The sequence below is a fragment of the Synechococcus sp. KORDI-49 genome (assembly GCF_000737575.1).
Taxonomy (GTDB): Bacteria; Cyanobacteriota; Cyanobacteriia; order PCC-6307; family Cyanobiaceae; genus Parasynechococcus.
In genome coordinates, this window is the sequence record NZ_CP006270.1 from 557,345 (window position 1) to 572,554 (window position 15,210).

Here is a 15,210-nt window from a genome sequence, read left to right on the forward strand (position 1 = left end):
AGGTTGAGATGACACGCGGCCTGCTGTTGATCCTGTGGGGGTGGATGGTGCTGTGGAGCGTGCTCAGCGGCCGCCTGGATCTGCTCCTGCGCGGCATTTTTCATTCCCTGGTCGGTGCTTCCGGACTGGCCTTGCTTCTCGCCGGCGTGATGGTGATGATCCGCAACCGCCGTCAGCGGGACGTACACCGCTGGCCCTGGCTGGTGAGCGCTGTCGTCGCTGGGCTGGTGCTGCTGATGCCGCCGAACCCATCCTTCAGTGATCTCGCGAACAACCGTCCCCAGGGGCTGCCTGAACCACCGGAGCTGGCCTTCGTGCTGCCACCGGAACAGCGCAGCCTCACCGAATGGGTGCGCCTGCTGCGCAGCCAGCCCGATCCCGATCTTGTCGCCGGCAATCCGCTGAACATCAGCGGTTTCGTCTGGAGTCAACCCGACGGTCCACCGTTGATCGCCAGGCTCACCGTGCGCTGCTGCCTGGCCGACGCGACCCCTTCAGGTCTGCCGGTGGCCTGGCCAGCCGACGCCGAACCGAAAGCCAACCAGTGGTTGGCGATCCAGGGGACCATGGCGGTGGAAACCCGCCATGGCGAACGCATTGCCGTAGTGGTGCCGACAACCATCACAACCATCCCCCGCCCCAAGCGGCCATTGGAGCCTTGACCGGTCGTCTCCCATTTCTGTTGGTACTCGCGGCCGCACTGGTGCTGATTCAGCAGCAGGTGCTGCTGCGTCGATCACCACGGTTGGTGACCCTGAGCCAACAGCAGATTCATTCAGGCAGCGCGGCCCTCGATCTGCGCTTCAGCCGGCCGATGCACCGCAACAACGTCAGCTCCGAAAGCCGGCTGGTCCCCGCCCTGAACCACCGCTGGCTCGGAACCAACAACCCTCTGCGATTGGTGATCGACGCCGACCAGGTGATTGCTGGCCCGCTGAAGCTCGAGCTGGCTGGACGCGACCAGCGTCTGAATCCGATGGCGACCCAGACCTGGTGGTGGGAACCCCGTCCGTGGTTGCTGGTGACGCGGCAGGTGGACGACGGGGAGCAGCTTCAGCTTCTGGATCATGACGGGAGCTGGAAACCACTCAGCCCGGTGTGGAAGCGCATCACCAAGCTGACGCCGATCGGAAACGGACAGGGCGTCGCCATGGTGAGCAGCGATGGCGAAGGCGGGGAGCGAATCTGGCTGCGACATCTCACCCAGCAGAGCCTGGCCCGACGGCGCGAGGAGTTGAAACCACCTGAGCCTGAGCAACTTGAGTTGCTGGCGGAGAAAGAAGTGCTCTTCGGTCATCTGAGCAGCAACCTCAATGGCGATCTGCTGCTGCAGACCGGTGGATTCTTCCCTGGCAGTGAACGGGTCGAGCTGATCAAAGCCGATGGGAAGCGGCAGAAGCTGAGTCAGATCTCCTCGGGTCCGATGGAGCTGATTCCAGCCGGAGGCGGTCTCGTTGTGCCCTCGTATGACAACCTCAGCCTTCGCCCTCTGGTCGACAACGGCCGTCCTCCGCAATCCCTCCCCGGCAGTCGCGAACTGGGAGCCTTCTGTGCCGCCTCCGGACGGGCCGTGCTCATCCGCCACTGGCCCGATTACCGCCGCTCGATCGAGCTCGTGATTCCAGGCCTCGCTCCGCGGCAGCTGTGGTTAGGGGAGAAGGCGGTGCTGGGGGTTGCCTGCGACGGCAGCGGCGAACGCATCTGGGCGGTGCTGGGGGAGTGGACTGGTGATCGCGGGGTTCACACAATCCTGCTGATCGATGGAGCAGGAACACAACTGAAACAGCAGCCGCTGGAACCGTGGTCGATGAAAGGAGGCACTCCGGTGCAGTTCGATCCCGTCAGCCGGCAGCTGCTGCTGACGGTGTTGCAACCAGACCGACGCGAGACCCATCCCGCCCTGATGGATGCCGACACCCTTCAGTGGCGGAAGATCCTGCCGGTCGATGTGGGGGAAGCCCAGTGGCTGTCCCCCTGACACGGATCAGAAGGTGAAACTCATGCCGGTGCCGATGTGGTGCTGCCAGCCTTCACCCCAACCGGGAGCATCCGTGCCGCTATAGGTCGGCTGCCAGTGAGCGAACAGATTGGCATCGCCAACAGGCACTAAAAGCTCGATTTCACCGGCGAAGTCGGTGCGCTGATCGAGTCCTGAGTAACTGCCGGGGGTGTAGAAGCGAGGCCCAGCTTCGATCGAGACATTGATCTGATCCGACCCGATCGTGAAGCCGACGCCGACGCGCGGATCGGTGTAATTACCGATCCAGACGCCATCAGATTCCCATCCCTGTCGGTGCTCAACAGACAGGAACACTCCATTGACGAGATCTTCCAGTCCGTCACCCAGGCCGAAGTTCACATCTCCGTCACCCAGAGCCCAGAGCACTTTGGCTCCGATCTCGTTCTTCAGGCCCTGCACATCGTCTCCCTGATCCTCAGTGACGAAATAGGGCTTCCAATCAACGGAGAAACTCAGGCGATCGTTCGGGGCATAACGGACCTGCAGGTAGCCGCGTACGTCCGCTCGCTGGAAGTCGGTGTCTCCATGCCCGTGGTCATGGCCTTCATGGGCATGTTCCCCGTGGTCATGGTCGTCATGGTCATCGTCGTGATCGGCATGGTCGTCATGCTCCTCACCTTCATGCTCGTCATGCTCCTCACCCTCATGCTCGTCATGCTCCTCACCCTCATGCTCGTCATGCTCCTCACCCTCATGCTCGTCATGCTCTTCACCCTCATGCTCGTCATGGTCGTCATGCTCCTCGTGGTCGTCATGGTAGGCATGGACCTTGCCGTAGAAATGCTCGGCCTCTCCCCAGACGAGCGTCGGTCCCACAGCGGCCTCAATGGACAGACTGCCGCCATTGCCAAGGCCCCACTCGAAGACGCCTCCGAACAGAGCATCGACGGCGTAGTGCTTGGGGCTGTCCTCCAGGTTGGTATCGAAGCCACCGTGAGCTTCGACCGTGATCAGCGGTGTGAAATCGAATTCACCGGCTTCGAGAGCGTCCTCACCGCCTCCGCCATGGGACCCGTGGGCCAGAGCCGAAGGAGCAGGAAACAGAGGGAGCAGCAGCAGGGCCAGCAGCAGGGAACGGGAGCGGAACATGAGACGTTGGGTGGAGGAGAACAGACGAGGACGGGTGGATATCGATCAACTAGGGAATGGCGGACCAGCGCTGAGCGAGTTTCTCGGCAGCGCCCCGATCACAGCGACCGCCCTGGCCGTTCACGATCGTGCAGATGTTCAACGTCGCTGTTGAGACAGCGGTTTGCCCCGAGGCCACGCCCTCTCCATAGAGAGGTGTCTTGGCGATCGGCAATCCGGTGCTGCGGCTGATGCGACGCAGTGTTTTGTTGGCAGGAAGAGACGGCGTGAAGATCACCTCGGCACCGGATGCCTTCACCGCGACCGTGATCGTCTGAAAACTGGACGGTCGCAGAACACCTCCGGTGGTGTAGCTGTCCAGCATCGAAATCTCCTTGAGACCGTATCGACTGGCCAGATGGCTGTAGGTCTGGTGATCGGTCACAAGAACACGCTTGGCCGCCGGCAATCCGGAGAACTGAGCACCTGCCCAGCCGCCGAGGGCAACGAACACAGCCTTGGCTTTCGCCGCACGGGCACCCAGCGCTGCACGCTCTGCCTGTGGCAGCAATGGGGCCATGCTGTTCGCCACAACGGTGACCATCGCTGCGGAATTGGCAGGGTCGTGCCAGATGTGCGGGTCGTTGCCCTTGTACCTCGGAAGAGCGACGTTTCCGACCGCCACCACCTTCCCGGAGGTGGTGATTTTTGAGGCGGAGGGAGTCAGGCCGAATCCGTTGTGGAGAACGAGATCAGCCTTGGCGAGCGCCTGTCGGTCGCTGGGCTTCAACCGATATCCATGCGGGTCGCCACCCGGCGGGATCAGACAGGTGACAGCGGCCGCCGATGACGCCAGGGTGCGGGTGATGTCACAGAGCGTGCCATCCACGGCCACAACCGTGAGCTGTGCGGCCCGCGCCGGGAGACATGACGCGAAGACCGCCAGGACTCCGCCGGCAAGGACTGTTCGCGACCAGAACCGAGCAGACAAATGAAAATCACGCTGAGAATGATTATCATTTTGCAAGTCTTCCGGATCTCTGCAACCCTTGGTTCGCCGCCTCAGCAAGTGAACCATCACCACCCGTGACACCTCACGCCTTGACCACTGACAACCGCCTCCAGGCCAGCGACATCTGCTTCAGCTACGGCGGGCGTCAGGTGATCAACCATGTCGATCTGGACCTCTGCCCAGGCACACTCACGGCTCTGGTCGGGCCGAACGGGGCTGGAAAGTCCACCCTGCTCCACCTGCTCCAGGGACGTCTTGTGGCCAGCGGTGGACACGTGGTCTGCGGATGCAGCGTTGCCCTGATGCCTCAGCGGGCCGCGATCGACTGGACCTTCCCGATCACGGTCAGCGACATGGTGAACCTGGGTCGCAATGGAGCACGTCGTCGAACTGGCGGACCGAGCTGCCACGACCTGCTCGAACGGGTCGGCATGGCAGAGATGGCGTCCCGGCGTCTGAGCCAGTTGTCCGGTGGTCAGCAGCAACGGGTGTTGCTCGCCCGGGCTCTGATGCAGAACTCGGGGGTGTTGCTGCTGGATGAGCCCTGCAGCGCCATCGATCCCCCCACCCGTGAACATCTCCTCGGCGTGATGCGTCAACAGGCCGAATCCGGTCAGACTCTGCTGGTGAGCAGCCATGACTGGGGCAGCGCTCTCGACAGTTACGACCGCGTGGTCGTGCTCGATGGATCGGTGCTCGCCAGCGGCAGCCCGGCAGATGTGCGCGCCAAGCTCTCCGACCTGACTTGCATGATGGGAAGCCACTGCTGTGAATGAGCTCGACCTCTGGTGGCTGACGCCACTGCTGCTCGCCCTGCTGATCGGGCTGATCTGCCCGGCCACCGGATCACTGCTGATCACTCAGAGACGCATCCTGCTGGCCAATCTGATGGCCCATTCGATGCTGCCGGGGCTCGTGCTGGCCTTGGCCTTCAACCTGGATCCCACCATCGGTGGCCTGATCAGCGGTCTGATCGGAGCCTTGCTGGCCGAACGTCTCAGTCAGCGCTTCAAGGGACGGGAGGAGGGAGCGATGAACACCGTTCTGGCGGGATTCACGGCCCTCGGCGTGCTGCTGGTGCCCCTGCTGCAGGCACGCGTCGATCTGGAAACCGTGCTGTTCGGTGATCTTCTGGCCGCAGGCAGCAACGACCTGATCCGCACCGCCATCGCCGCTCTGGCACTGCTGATGCTGCTGTTCGTCCACTACCGGGATCTTGTTTTTCTCGGGGTGGATCCCGAGGGAGCGGTCGCGGCCCGAAGGCCGGTCACTCAAATTCGTTTTCTCGCCATCGTGATCACCGCACTGGTGGTGATCAGTGCCATCACCGCCGTCGGCATCGTGCTGGTGATCGGCCTGCTCTGCGCTCCAGTGCTTGTGCATGTGGAGCGCAGCCGCAGCCTGAGCGATCTGATGCTGCGCTCCGCCGGCACCGGCCTGCTTCTCTGTGGGGGCGGAATGATGCTTGCGGTTGCTGGTGATTTACCGCCAGGCCCTCTGATCGGCGTGCTGTGCGTGACGCTGCTGTTGATCAGGCGGTGATCAGGGATTCAGTCCAGGCAGGATTTTCAGAAGAACCCAGACACTGATCACGATGACCAGCAGCACATAAGCCTCTTCCATGGGGCATTCATCACTGATCAAGTTTCAGTTTGACGGTTTCGCTGGCAACGGAAACGATTGTCGTCAGCTCACCATGGCAAACCATCCACCCAGGATCGCTGCGGCAAAACCGCAGACCAGGGCCTGCAGAACGAATTGAGATGAGTCAGGCTTTTCCCAGCGATCGATGGTTTTGCAGGCAACTTTGTAGCTTTCTCCGTTGTCCTGAAGCTTCTGGATGTAGCGCGCAATGAATTCATCTGAGAGATCGAGACGATGAAGCTTTGCCCTCAGTTGATTGACTTCGACCTGTTTCACAACACGCCTGAAAGAGTCGATTCAAAGTAGTCGGATATGACCTGAGGCTGTGGCACAGACGAGCGGATGAGCCCTGCGAAGAGCCGCAGGCTCTCAGTCTCCTGTGCCGAGTTTCTGAAAAGCCCTGTAGCGCTCGGTCCGGATCCGTTCCGGCACATGAACTCCCCACAATCCCTCCCAGTAGAAGAAGATCACACCAAGGCCGCGCTCACGCGACAACCGCACTTTCTGCTGCAGATCCGACATCAGCGTCGTGCGCTTTCCGAAGCCGGCGAGAATTCCGATCTGTGTGGGAATCCTCCACTCACGCGCCTTGCGCAGGGCTGGCTGATCGAGATCTCGGGCAAAACCCTTCACGGAGTACGCATAGTTCTGAACGACCAATTCATCGATCAGCTCACCCATGGCCCAGAGCTCCCAGTCCTGCAGCCAGAGGTTGTAAGCCTGGCGAAAAGGGCCTGGCGACAGGCTGATGCGTGTGGGCAGATCCGCTGCATCCAGACTGCTGCGCAGCTCCCGCAGAAGACCGGTGAGCTGATGACGACGCCAGGTCATCCAGCGACGATTGGTGTGATCCTGCGGAGGCGGAGCACCCGTGCTTTTTTCATAAAGCGCGGCTGTGTAAGCGTCGTAGCCGAATTCCACTGGCCAGGCGAAGTGATCGTCGAGCTGAAGCCCGTGCATCGGACAGCGCTTCAGGGTCTCCACCACAAGTCCGATGAAGCGGCGACGCACCTGCGGATGGGCCGGATTCAGCCAGGCCATGCGATGACTGCCGTGCATGGTCATCCAGGTCTGCCCATCAGCCCGCGCCAGCACCCACTCCGGATTCCGCCGCACCACATCGGAATCGGCCGGCTCCATCAGCCCGTACTCGAACCAGGGCATCACCTGGATCCCGTTCCTGCGCCCTTCCTCGGCGATCGTGCAGATCGGATCGAGCTCAACACCCACGGACGCCAGCGGTGGCTCCACCGGTGCGAAGTCACTGGTGTGAAACGTGGTTCCCCGACTCCAGACGTTGGGAACCACCCGGGTGAAGCCGGCCTGCCTCAGTTCGGCGATGGCGTCGCGGATCCGCGTTTTGTCGTAGTAGAGGTCGCTGGGGCTGTTGGTCAGCCAGACCCCCATCACCGGGCGGGGCCGCAACAGTCGATCCAGGCGAGACTGGGCCCGTACCCCCGGATTCAGCGAGCAGAGAAGCGCAAGACCGAGGAGAACGACGACCGGAGGGAGTGGTCGCTTCACAGTCGGATCAGCGGAACATGGAACTGACGGAGCTTTCTTCGTGAATCCGCCAGATCGCCTCGCCCAGCATGTTGGCAACGGACAGCACATGAAGCTGGGGGAAGGTTCGATCCGGCTCGATCGGAATGCTGTTGGTGACGACAACCTGTTCGAACAATCCCTCGGCAGACAGACGCTCGCTCGCCGGAGGAGAGAACACCGCATGGGTGGCGCAGGCGATGACCCGCTTGGCCCCCTGCTGACGCAGCAGTCGGGCGCCGGCGCAGATCGTGCCGCCGGTGTCGATCATGTCGTCGATCAGCACAGCGGTCCGTCCTGAGACGTCTCCGATCACCGTGAGGCTTTCCGCCATGTTGTGTCCGGTGCGCCGTTTGTCGATGATCGCCAGGGGAGCATCGTTCATCTGTTTGGCGAAGGCGCGGGCCCTGGCCACGCCGCCGACGTCCGGTGAGACGACGACGATGTCGCCGAGGTTCTGGGTGGAGAGGTAATCCACCAGCACCGGGGAGCCGTAGATGTGATCGCAGGGAATGTCGAAATATCCCTGAATCTGCGCCGAGTGAAGGTCCATCGCGAGGACCCGGTTGACACCGGATTTGACCAGCAGGTTGGCGGTGAGCTTCGCGGTGATCGACTCACGACCGGCGGTCTTGCGGTCGGCTCTGGCGTAGCCGTAGTAAGGCACAACGGCGGTGATCTGTCGGGCAGATGCCCGTCGGCAGGCATCCACCATGATCAGCAGCTCCATCAGGTGGTCGTTGACCGGAGCGCAGGTGGGCTGGATCAGAAACACATCGCAGCCACGGATCGACTCCTGGATCTGCACGTAGAGCTCACCGTCGGCGAAGCGTTTGCAGACCCTCGGGCCATCCGGCACACCCAGATAAGCCGCGATTTCCCTGGCCAGTCCAGGGTTGGAGGTACCGCTGAACAGGCGGAGACGCCGGCTCTCCTGCTGCAGTCTTTCCTGCTCGGCGCGGGCTGCTGTCAGGAAGCTTGTCACGGCGCCCGCGGGACTGGTTCTGTTGTAATCCGATGGTAGTGGTGAGCTGGTGCTTCATGTCCACAGGTCATCCGGTACTCGTGAGTGCCGGCCCCCTGCCGGAATTGACCATGCGCGCAGCCGCCGAAGGGCTGGCCCGTGTCTGCGACATGCCGCTGCTCTGTCATGGCATCGGTGAGCCGCCCCAGATGGTTCTCTCCAGAGCGGAAAGCAGCGCGCAGCTGATCCGCATCAGCGGCGATCCAGGGCGGCTGCATCCTGAAGGGGGCAGTTGGCTGGAAGCCCTTGCTGACTGGCATCGGCCGGTGTTGCTCCTGGTGGGGGCAGACCCGGATGGCGGTGTCCCCGGTGCAGCGGCGGCCTACACCGCACTGTGCAGGCAGCTGGGCGTCTCCCTGATCGGCCTGGTGCAGGTGCAGGGGAGCTGGAATGCCACTCAGCGGAAGCGGGACGGACTGCCCTGGGTGAGCTGGATCGCGCCGGAAGGGCGCCCGGAACGCGAGCAGGGACTCGCCCTGCTCGCGGAGCGGATCCGCCCCAGCCGTGATCAGGAGGATGGCCAGAGCGGTTGAGACAGTCCTGGCTTGAGCTGACGCAGGGTCTGCTTGCCAGCACGCGTCGCCAGGGGCAGCTGAGTGATCGTCGCCGGCGAGGGACTGGCGATCAGGGCAGCCGCCAGACCGAGCATCTCCGCCTCGCTGAGGTTCGTGTCCATCTGGCCGGCGATGTCCTCGAGCAGGCCTCGGATGATGCCGATGCCACTGGCGGACTGCACCTGGGAGATCATGGCCCGCAGCAGGATCTGCTGACGGATGCGGCGGTTGGGATGGTCCTGACTGTCCTTGCGGTAGCGCACCAGCTGCTCCGCCTGTGCTCCATTGAGGCTCTGCCGGCCCGCCTGCAGATTCACGGTGTAGCCCTGAGCCTTGTCCGTGCGTTGGTACGTCTGATTGAGGGTCACCTCCACCTCCCCGAGGGCCTCAACCACGGTGCGCAGCGCGTTTCTCGGCATCACGACGTAGCGCTGCGGCACGCCCTCAGGCAGGCCGATGATCTCCTGCAGAGCATCCACGGTGAGCGCGACGCCGCCCTGTTGCCACACACCGCCGAGAGCCATCGGCTGTTGGCTGCCGGGGAGCTGCACCGCCAGCTCAACGGGGACCTGCAGGAGCTGCAGCGGCTCAGCGGAGGAGATCCTCAGCAGAAGCAGGGCATCGGCATTGGCAGGCCCCTGCGGAGCCGCCTGGTTGCTGGCAGCGCTCAGAGTGTCCGAGTCAACGCCCACCAGCAGCACGGTGACGGGCTCAAGGGGATAAGGGGCCAGGCTGGCCGGATTGTCGACGGATGGGGGAGCCCCCCTGGCCACCCGATCCTGTTCCGGCCAGACGGTGCTCAGGGCCCAGCCGGTGGCCCCGACGCCCGCCAGGGTGACCAGGATGCGAAGGATCGCTCGTAGCGGACGGCGGCCCAGCCAGTTCGTCGGGGTGTCCTGCGCGGACGGCTCCATCTCTCGGAACTCAGCGTCGCGGATCAGTTTCGCCCAATTGTCCGATCCTTAGCGTTGTTGACCGCCCACCAGTTCGTCATGTCTCTGCGCCACGACTTCCGAAACCGCCCTCCGGAGCAGGTTCGGGTGGTGGTGTTCGGAGCCACCGGATACATCGGTCGTTTCGTGGTTCGGGAGCTGGTCCGACGGGGCTATGACGTCGTGGCGTTCGCGCGCGAACGCAGCGGCATCGGAGGCCGCCAGACGCGCGATCAGGTGATCGCTGACTGTCCTGGAGCCGAAGTGCGCTTCGGCGATGTGCTCGATCCCGCCTCGCTGAAGACCCAGGCTTTTGATCAGCCCGCCGATGTGGTGGTGTCCTGCCTCGCCTCCCGCAGCGGTGGCCGCCAGGATTCCTGGGCCATCGACCATCAGGCGACCCTGAACACCTACCGGGAAGGTCGCCGCGCCGGAGTCGCTCACTACGTGCTGCTGTCGGCGATCTGCGTGCAGAAACCTCTGCTGGAGTTTCAGAAAGCGAAGCTCGCCTTCGAAGCCGTGCTCCGCGCCGACGAGGAGATGACCCATTCCATCGTGCGTCCCACCGCCTTCTTCAAGAGCCTTGGGGGGCAGGTCGAGAGCTGCCGCCGCGGCGGGCCGTACGTGATGTTCGGCGGCGGGGAGCTGGCCAGCTGCAAGCCGATCAGCGAAGCCGACCTGGCCCGCTTCATGGCCGACTGCGTTCACGATCAGGACCGCATCAACCAGGTGCTGCCCATCGGAGGCCCCGGACCGGCTCTCAGTGCACGGGAGCAGGGCGAGATGCTCTTCCGGGCCCTCGGCCGCACACCCCGGATGCTGTCCTTGCCGATCGCCCTGATGGACGCGCCGATCGCCGTTCTCCAGGGTCTCGCCAGGCTGGTTCCAAGCCTGCAGGACACCGCAGAATTCGGCAGGATCGGGCGCTACTACGCCAGTGAATCGATGCTCGTGTGGGACGAGGAAACCCAGCGATACGACGCGGAGGCCACTCCGTCCTACGGAGAGGACACTCTCGAGCAGTTCTTCGAGCGGGTGGTGCGCGAGGGAATGGCGGGTCAGGACCTCGGGGATGCGGCGCTGTTCTGATCAGGCCATCCTTGTGCTGTGAAGAGGCTCCGATGAATCAGGCCACCCCGTCGCGGGCGCGTACCACCGGAGTGCTGCTGCATCCCACAGCCCTGCCTGGAAGTCCTGTCTGCGGAAGCTTCGGAGAGCCGTCCCGTCGCTGGGTGGGGCAGCTCGCCGACAACGGCATCGGTGTCTGGCAGATGCTGCCTCTTGCGCCTCCGGATCCGACCGGATCCCCCTACAGCTCCCCCTCCTGCTTCGCCCTCAACGCCTGGTTCCTGGATGCGGCGGATCTCTGCCGTGAGGGCTTCATCACCCAGGACGCCGAAGCGTCCCTGCCAGGCGCAGACAGTCCGTGTGACGGGGTGGGCCCACTGGATTTCCAGCTGGCGGACCGGCGCAGTGACGCCCTTGGCGACGCCCTGTTGCAGCACTGGTCGCTGCAGGACACCGAGCGACAGCGCCAGTTCTCCGCATGGTGCGGTGACCAGAGCTGGCTCGAGGACCATGTCCTGTTCACCGTGCTCCACCAGCAGCAGCAGGGCCCCTGGTGGTCCTGGCCGGATGCGCTGGCCCGTCATGACGCGAGGGCGCTGCGCACCTGGGCGGCAGACCATGGGGATGAGCTGCTCAAGGAACGGCTGATGCAATGGCATCTCGACCGTCAGTGGCAGGAGATCCGTGACTTGTCCAGACAGCGGGGGGTGCTGCTGTTCGGCGATATCCCCTTCTATGTCAGCTCAGACAGCGCCGATGTCTGGAGCCATCGCCCGCTCTTCACCGTGAAGGAGAACGGCGAACTGACCACCCAGAGCGGAGTGCCTCCCGACTACTTCTCGGAGACCGGCCAGCTGTGGGGATCTCCCGTGTATCGCTGGAACCGTCATCGCCTGAGCCGCTTCCGCTGGTGGCGTCGGCGCATCGCCCGCCAGCGTCAGCTCGCCGACCTGCTGCGGCTCGATCACTTCCGGGCACTGGCGGCCTACTGGGCGGTGCCGGGACAGGACACCACCGCACAGAACGGCTGCTGGCAACCGTCCCCTGGTCGGGCACTGCTGGGACGGCTGCAGGCGGACGGCGGGGGCGCCCTGCCCCTGATCGCCGAGGATCTGGGGGTGATCACCCCGGATGTGGAGGCCCTGCGGGACGGCTTTCAGCTGCCGGGAATGAAGGTGCTGCAGTTCGCCTTCGACGGTGAAACGCACAATCCCTATCTGCCCGAAAACATCGAGGGGAACCGCTGGGTCGTGTACACCGGAACTCACGACAACCCCACCACCCTGGGATGGTGGCAGCGGCTTGATGAGGACAGCCGCAACCGTGTGGCCCGCAGGGTGAACGGCGAGTTGCAGGCACCGGCCTGGCATCTCTTCGACATGGCCTTCTCCACCACGGCGGCTCTGGTGATGGCGCCACTTCAGGATCTGCTGCACCTGGATGACAGGGCTCGCTTCAACACTCCAGGCACCTGCGAGGGCAATTGGAGCTGGCGTCTTGCCAGCTTCGATGCCGCCCTCGACGGCGCCCTGAGGGGTTACGGCGAGCGCGGAGCTGTCTGGGGCCGCTCCCTCGCCGGCGCTTCCGGCTTGCTCGAATCCACCCGGTAGACCCCCTGCCTGTTCGGCACAGACAGCAAGGGCTTGCCATCCCAGAGCACACGGTCGTCATCGCTCGGAGGTGGAGTGATCACCAGCTCGAGGGGAGCCTGCAGCTGCAGGGTCATCGCTCCTGCTTTCACGTCCATCTGCAACCGGTCCCCGCCTCCGCTGAACAGTCGCAGCCGGCGGTTTTGCTTCAGGCGCAGCTGCAGCACACCGATGCCGGAGGGGCGAAGGCCGCCGCCGGCGTTCAACCACTCTTCGGGCCGACGCTGAGTTGCCTGCTCGAGCGGCCGCAGCGCCCGCACGACTGGATCCTTGGGGGACGACGCGGTCTCCAGGCGGTTGAGGCCACGCAGGTCGGCCTGCACCGGTTCCAGCGTCTGACTGTTGCGCAGGGCAAGATCCTGCTGCTGTCGGTTGAGGGCCATCAGACTCAGACCGATGGCCAGGGCATAGACAACCGATCCCTGCCAGGTGGTGAGGACGTCGATCGTGCCTGGAGTGAACCGCCGCAGCCCGCGGCCGCTCGCATCCAACCGCAGGGCTGGCGCCCGTGGAGGCAGTGCTGGATCAAGGCTCCCGGTCGGCAGCTCCAGGCGCTCTTCCAGCTGCGGCAGCATCGAGGCGAGATAGGTGCGTTCCGGCAAGCGATCCCTCCAGCCACGCTCCAGGGCCTCGATCACCGACGTGGTGATCCGGGTCTCGATCGCGAGGTCGCGCAGGCTGAGTCCGAGATCCTCACGGCGGCGACGCACCAACGCCCCGATCTCCTGCAGGCTCTCCGGTGATCCGGTGATCGACTCTCCCTCCGCGGCGCCCGATCGCCTGGACCGACGCCACCAGGGACGGGGCAACTTCAGGCGCATGGGCCGGAACGCGGGGGCGCGTCCCCGTCAAGCAACGGTGTCCATTCTCCCCTCTGAAGCAGCCGCCAGCCGCCTTCCTTCAGATCTCCGAGAGCCAATCCGGCGATGGCAACCCGCTGCAGGTCGAGCACCGGATGGCCTAAATCGTCGGCGATCCTCCTGATCTGGCGGTTGCGGCCCTCCTGCAGTTCCACCTCCAGCAGAGCGTTGCCGGCTCGACATCGCAGCGAACGCACATGGGCGGGACGGGTGATGCGGCCATCGAGGATCAAGCCCTGCCGCCAGCGGTCAAGGGCTCCGGCATCGGGTTGCCCTTGCACCCAGACGCGATAGGTCTTGCGGTGGTCGTAACGGGGATGGGTGAGTTTCAAGGTCAGCTCTCCCTGGTCGGTCAGCAGCAGTGCCCCGCGGCTGTCGGCATCCAGGCGGCCCACGGGGTGCAGTCCACGCCGCATCCCAGGTGGCAGCAGATCAAGAACGGTGCGGCGCCCCTGGGGGTCGCGGCAGCTGCAGATCACACCGATCGGCTTGTTCAGCAGCAGCACGCGTGCCTCCTGCCTTGCGGCCAGAGGACGACCGTCGACCCGGATCATCTGCTGAGCCGGATCCGCTTGATCGCCCAGTGCAGCCACCCGGTCATCAACGGTGACGCGTCCCTGCAGCAGCCAGTCCTCGGCCCGACGACGGGAGCAGAGGCCGGCAGCCGCGATCAGCTTCTGCAGACGCTGCCGGGTCACGTCAGAAAGCTTTTGGGCAGCAGCAATTCCATGCAGGTGCCGCCGTTGGGATGGTTGCGCGCCTCGACACGGCCGCCATGGTTGACGGCGATCTGCTGCACGATCGCCAGACCCAGCCCACTGCCGCTGCGGGCTGAACGAGCGCGGGAGGGATCGCCGCGGTAAAAGCGCTGGAACATGTTCCCCAGATCGGATTCGCTCAGTCCCGGTCCGTGGTCACGGATGCTGAGCAGCCACCAGCCGCCGCTGGGCATCACCGTCACCTCCACCGTGGAGCCTTCGGGGGAGTAGCGCAGGGCATTGTCCAGCAGATTGAGCACAGCCCTGTGCAGCCGCCGCTGATCGCCCATCATCGGGCCGGGTTCCGAACGATCGAGATCGAGCTGCACCTCGCGCTCCTCAGCGAGGGGGCGGATGCTGCTCCAAGCACTGTCCACCAGATCCTCGAGGCTGATCGCGGTGTAGCTGCCGCTCTCCTGCGGAAGGCTGTTCTCGAGCCTGGATAGCTCCAGCAGATCCTCCACCATCAACTGCAGGCGGCGCAGCTCCCGTTGAAGACGCTGGACCAGGACGGTGTCCTTGCCCTCCACTGCCATTTCCAGACGATCGCTCACCAGCATCAGAGCGGTCAGCGGTGTCTTCAGTTCATGGGCCACATCGCTCACCCATCGCTCCTGCTGCTGTTGCTGCGCCTCAAGCGACTGTCGGCTCTGGATCAGCACCAGCAGCCATTCATCCGACCCCGGCAGAACGAACGCCTCGAGCGGTTCTCCCAGCTGCTCCCATTCCGAGCGCTGGGGACGCTGCTGATGACGCGTGCTGATGATCGCTTCCTCGAGTTGCGGAATCGACAGCACCTCCTCCAGCGGCATGCCGCGCACGAGCAGGTTGCGGGAGATATGCAGCAGCCGTTCTGCGCGGGCGTTGATGTAAGCGATGGACAGATCCGGCGCCAGGATCAGCCATCCCTGGGTGGCGGCATCGATCCAAGCAAGCAGCTGGGGAGTGTTGACGGCTCCGGGAGGAAATCCCGGACAGTCTTCGTCCTTCCTCCTCCTCGACCGGGAACGGATCCGACGCTGCAGAACAAGGGTCAGTGTCGCTCCGGCGACGAACGCGAGGACGGCAGGAATCTGCAC

At 64.2% G+C, this 15,210-nt stretch carries 16 protein-coding genes; 7 read left to right on the top strand and 9 right to left on the bottom strand.

The window, feature by feature from the left end:
• The first annotated feature begins 8 nt into the window (after positions 1 to 8).
• Together KR49_RS03035 and KR49_RS03040 are read left to right on the top strand one after the other, a co-directional pair.
• The gene (locus tag KR49_RS03035; protein ID WP_043691475.1) at positions 9 to 662 is read left to right on the top strand and encodes a TIGR03943 family protein; all 654 of its coding nucleotides are present in this window, start codon (positions 9 to 11) and stop codon (positions 660 to 662) included.
• Between the two features lie 20 nt (positions 663 to 682).
• Positions 683 to 1,978, top strand: a complete 1,296-nt coding sequence (locus tag KR49_RS03040; protein ID WP_253912805.1) for a hypothetical protein — start codon at positions 683 to 685, stop codon at positions 1,976 to 1,978.
• Positions 1,979 to 1,984: 6 nt separating this feature from the next.
• Here KR49_RS03040 and KR49_RS03045 read toward each other — a convergent pair whose 3' ends face one another.
• Together KR49_RS03045 and KR49_RS03050 are read right to left on the bottom strand one after the other, a co-directional pair.
• Positions 1,985 to 3,109 (bottom strand): hypothetical protein, encoded by a 1,125-nt coding sequence (locus KR49_RS03045; RefSeq protein ID WP_043691478.1) that lies wholly within the window; start codon positions 3,107 to 3,109, stop codon positions 1,985 to 1,987.
• A 49-nt stretch (positions 3,110 to 3,158) separates the two neighbouring features.
• Positions 3,159 to 4,079 carry a metal ABC transporter solute-binding protein, Zn/Mn family gene (locus KR49_RS03050; RefSeq protein ID WP_043691480.1) on the bottom strand — a complete coding sequence of 307 codons (921 nt, stop codon included), beginning with the start codon at positions 4,077 to 4,079 and terminating at the stop codon, positions 3,159 to 3,161.
• Positions 4,080 to 4,189: 110 nt separating this feature from the next.
• Here KR49_RS03050 and KR49_RS03055 point away from each other — a divergent pair, with 110 nt between their 5' ends.
• Both KR49_RS03055 and KR49_RS03060 read left to right on the top strand, forming a co-directional pair.
• Positions 4,190 to 4,876, top strand: a complete 687-nt coding sequence (locus tag KR49_RS03055) for a metal ABC transporter ATP-binding protein (RefSeq protein ID WP_253912806.1) — start codon at positions 4,190 to 4,192, stop codon at positions 4,874 to 4,876.
• Positions 4,869 to 5,642, top strand: coding sequence for a metal ABC transporter permease (locus KR49_RS03060; protein ID WP_043691483.1), 774 nt, complete (start codon positions 4,869 to 4,871; stop codon positions 5,640 to 5,642). The genes KR49_RS03055 and KR49_RS03060 overlap by 8 nt, the downstream gene beginning before the upstream one ends.
• A gap of 144 nt (positions 5,643 to 5,786) precedes the next feature.
• Here the strand turns inward: KR49_RS03060 and KR49_RS03065 are convergent, their stop codons facing one another.
• The 3 genes from KR49_RS03065 to KR49_RS03075 all read right to left on the bottom strand — a co-directional run bounded on the left by KR49_RS03065 (position 5,787) and on the right by KR49_RS03075 (position 8,271).
• Positions 5,787 to 6,020 carry a hypothetical protein gene (locus KR49_RS03065; RefSeq protein ID WP_043691485.1) on the bottom strand — a complete coding sequence of 78 codons (234 nt, stop codon included), beginning with the start codon at positions 6,018 to 6,020 and terminating at the stop codon, positions 5,787 to 5,789.
• Positions 6,021 to 6,113: 93 nt separating this feature from the next.
• Positions 6,114 to 7,151, bottom strand: coding sequence for a glycoside hydrolase family 10 protein (locus tag KR49_RS03070; protein ID WP_253912851.1), 1,038 nt, complete (start codon positions 7,149 to 7,151; stop codon positions 6,114 to 6,116).
• 124 nt (positions 7,152 to 7,275) lie between these two features.
• Entirely contained in the window at positions 7,276 to 8,271 is a 996-nt protein-coding gene (locus KR49_RS03075) for a ribose-phosphate pyrophosphokinase (RefSeq protein WP_043691486.1), read from the bottom strand.
• Positions 8,272 to 8,327: 56 nt separating this feature from the next.
• On the opposite strand from KR49_RS03075, the gene KR49_RS03080 reads away from it, so the two are divergent.
• A complete protein-coding gene (locus KR49_RS03080) occupies positions 8,328 to 8,843 on the top strand; it encodes a hypothetical protein (RefSeq protein WP_043691488.1) in 516 nt (171 codons plus the stop codon).
• On the opposite strand, the gene KR49_RS03085 is transcribed toward KR49_RS03080, so the two are convergent.
• Positions 8,819 to 9,778: an LCP family protein gene (locus tag KR49_RS03085; protein ID WP_043691489.1), complete on the bottom strand. Its 960-nt coding sequence runs from the start codon at positions 9,776 to 9,778 to the stop codon at positions 8,819 to 8,821. The two genes, KR49_RS03080 and KR49_RS03085, sit on opposite strands and share 25 nt — an antisense overlap.
• Positions 9,779 to 9,856: 78 nt before the next feature.
• On the opposite strand from KR49_RS03085, the gene KR49_RS03090 reads away from it, so the two are divergent.
• Both KR49_RS03090 and malQ read left to right on the top strand, forming a co-directional pair.
• Positions 9,857 to 10,885, top strand: coding sequence for an NAD(P)-dependent oxidoreductase (locus KR49_RS03090; protein WP_043696610.1), 1,029 nt, complete (start codon positions 9,857 to 9,859; stop codon positions 10,883 to 10,885).
• Between the two features lie 32 nt (positions 10,886 to 10,917).
• Positions 10,918 to 12,474, top strand: a complete 1,557-nt coding sequence (gene malQ / locus KR49_RS03095) for a 4-alpha-glucanotransferase (RefSeq protein WP_043691491.1) — start codon at positions 10,918 to 10,920, stop codon at positions 12,472 to 12,474.
• Here malQ and KR49_RS03100 read toward each other — a convergent pair.
• From KR49_RS03100 to KR49_RS03110, 3 genes are read right to left on the bottom strand one after another with little or no spacing between them, the layout of a single operon-like run.
• Positions 12,402 to 13,322 carry a RodZ family helix-turn-helix domain-containing protein gene (locus KR49_RS03100; RefSeq protein ID WP_253912807.1) on the bottom strand — a complete coding sequence of 307 codons (921 nt, stop codon included), beginning with the start codon at positions 13,320 to 13,322 and terminating at the stop codon, positions 12,402 to 12,404. The two genes, malQ and KR49_RS03100, sit on opposite strands and share 73 nt — an antisense overlap.
• 2 nt (positions 13,323 to 13,324) lie before the next feature.
• Positions 13,325 to 14,071, bottom strand: coding sequence for a pseudouridine synthase (locus tag KR49_RS03105; protein WP_043691495.1), 747 nt, complete (start codon positions 14,069 to 14,071; stop codon positions 13,325 to 13,327).
• Positions 14,068 to 15,210 (bottom strand): cell wall metabolism sensor histidine kinase WalK, encoded by a 1,143-nt coding sequence (locus tag KR49_RS03110; RefSeq protein ID WP_043691496.1) that lies wholly within the window; start codon positions 15,208 to 15,210, stop codon positions 14,068 to 14,070. The genes KR49_RS03105 and KR49_RS03110 overlap by 4 nt, the downstream gene beginning before the upstream one ends.

Excerpts from the sequence above, each read along its gene's own strand:
- KR49_RS03080 (WP_043691488.1), top strand. The coding sequence starts at position 8,328 with ATGTCCACAGGTCATCCGGTACTCGTGAGTGCCGGCCCCCTGCCGGAA.
- KR49_RS03035 (WP_043691475.1), top strand. The coding sequence starts at position 9 with ATGACACGCGGCCTGCTGTTGATCCTGTGGGGGTGGATGGTGCTGTGG.
- malQ (WP_043691491.1), top strand. The coding sequence starts at position 10,918 with ATGAATCAGGCCACCCCGTCGCGGGCGCGTACCACCGGAGTGCTGCTG.
- KR49_RS03045 (WP_043691478.1), bottom strand. The coding sequence starts at position 3,109 with ATGTTCCGCTCCCGTTCCCTGCTGCTGGCCCTGCTGCTGCTCCCTCTG.
- KR49_RS03090 (WP_043696610.1), top strand. The coding sequence starts at position 9,857 with ATGTCTCTGCGCCACGACTTCCGAAACCGCCCTCCGGAGCAGGTTCGG.
- KR49_RS03070 (WP_253912851.1), bottom strand. The coding sequence starts at position 7,151 with ATGGGGGTCTGGCTGACCAACAGCCCCAGCGACCTCTACTACGACAAA.
- KR49_RS03085 (WP_043691489.1), bottom strand. The coding sequence starts at position 9,778 with ATGGAGCCGTCCGCGCAGGACACCCCGACGAACTGGCTGGGCCGCCGT.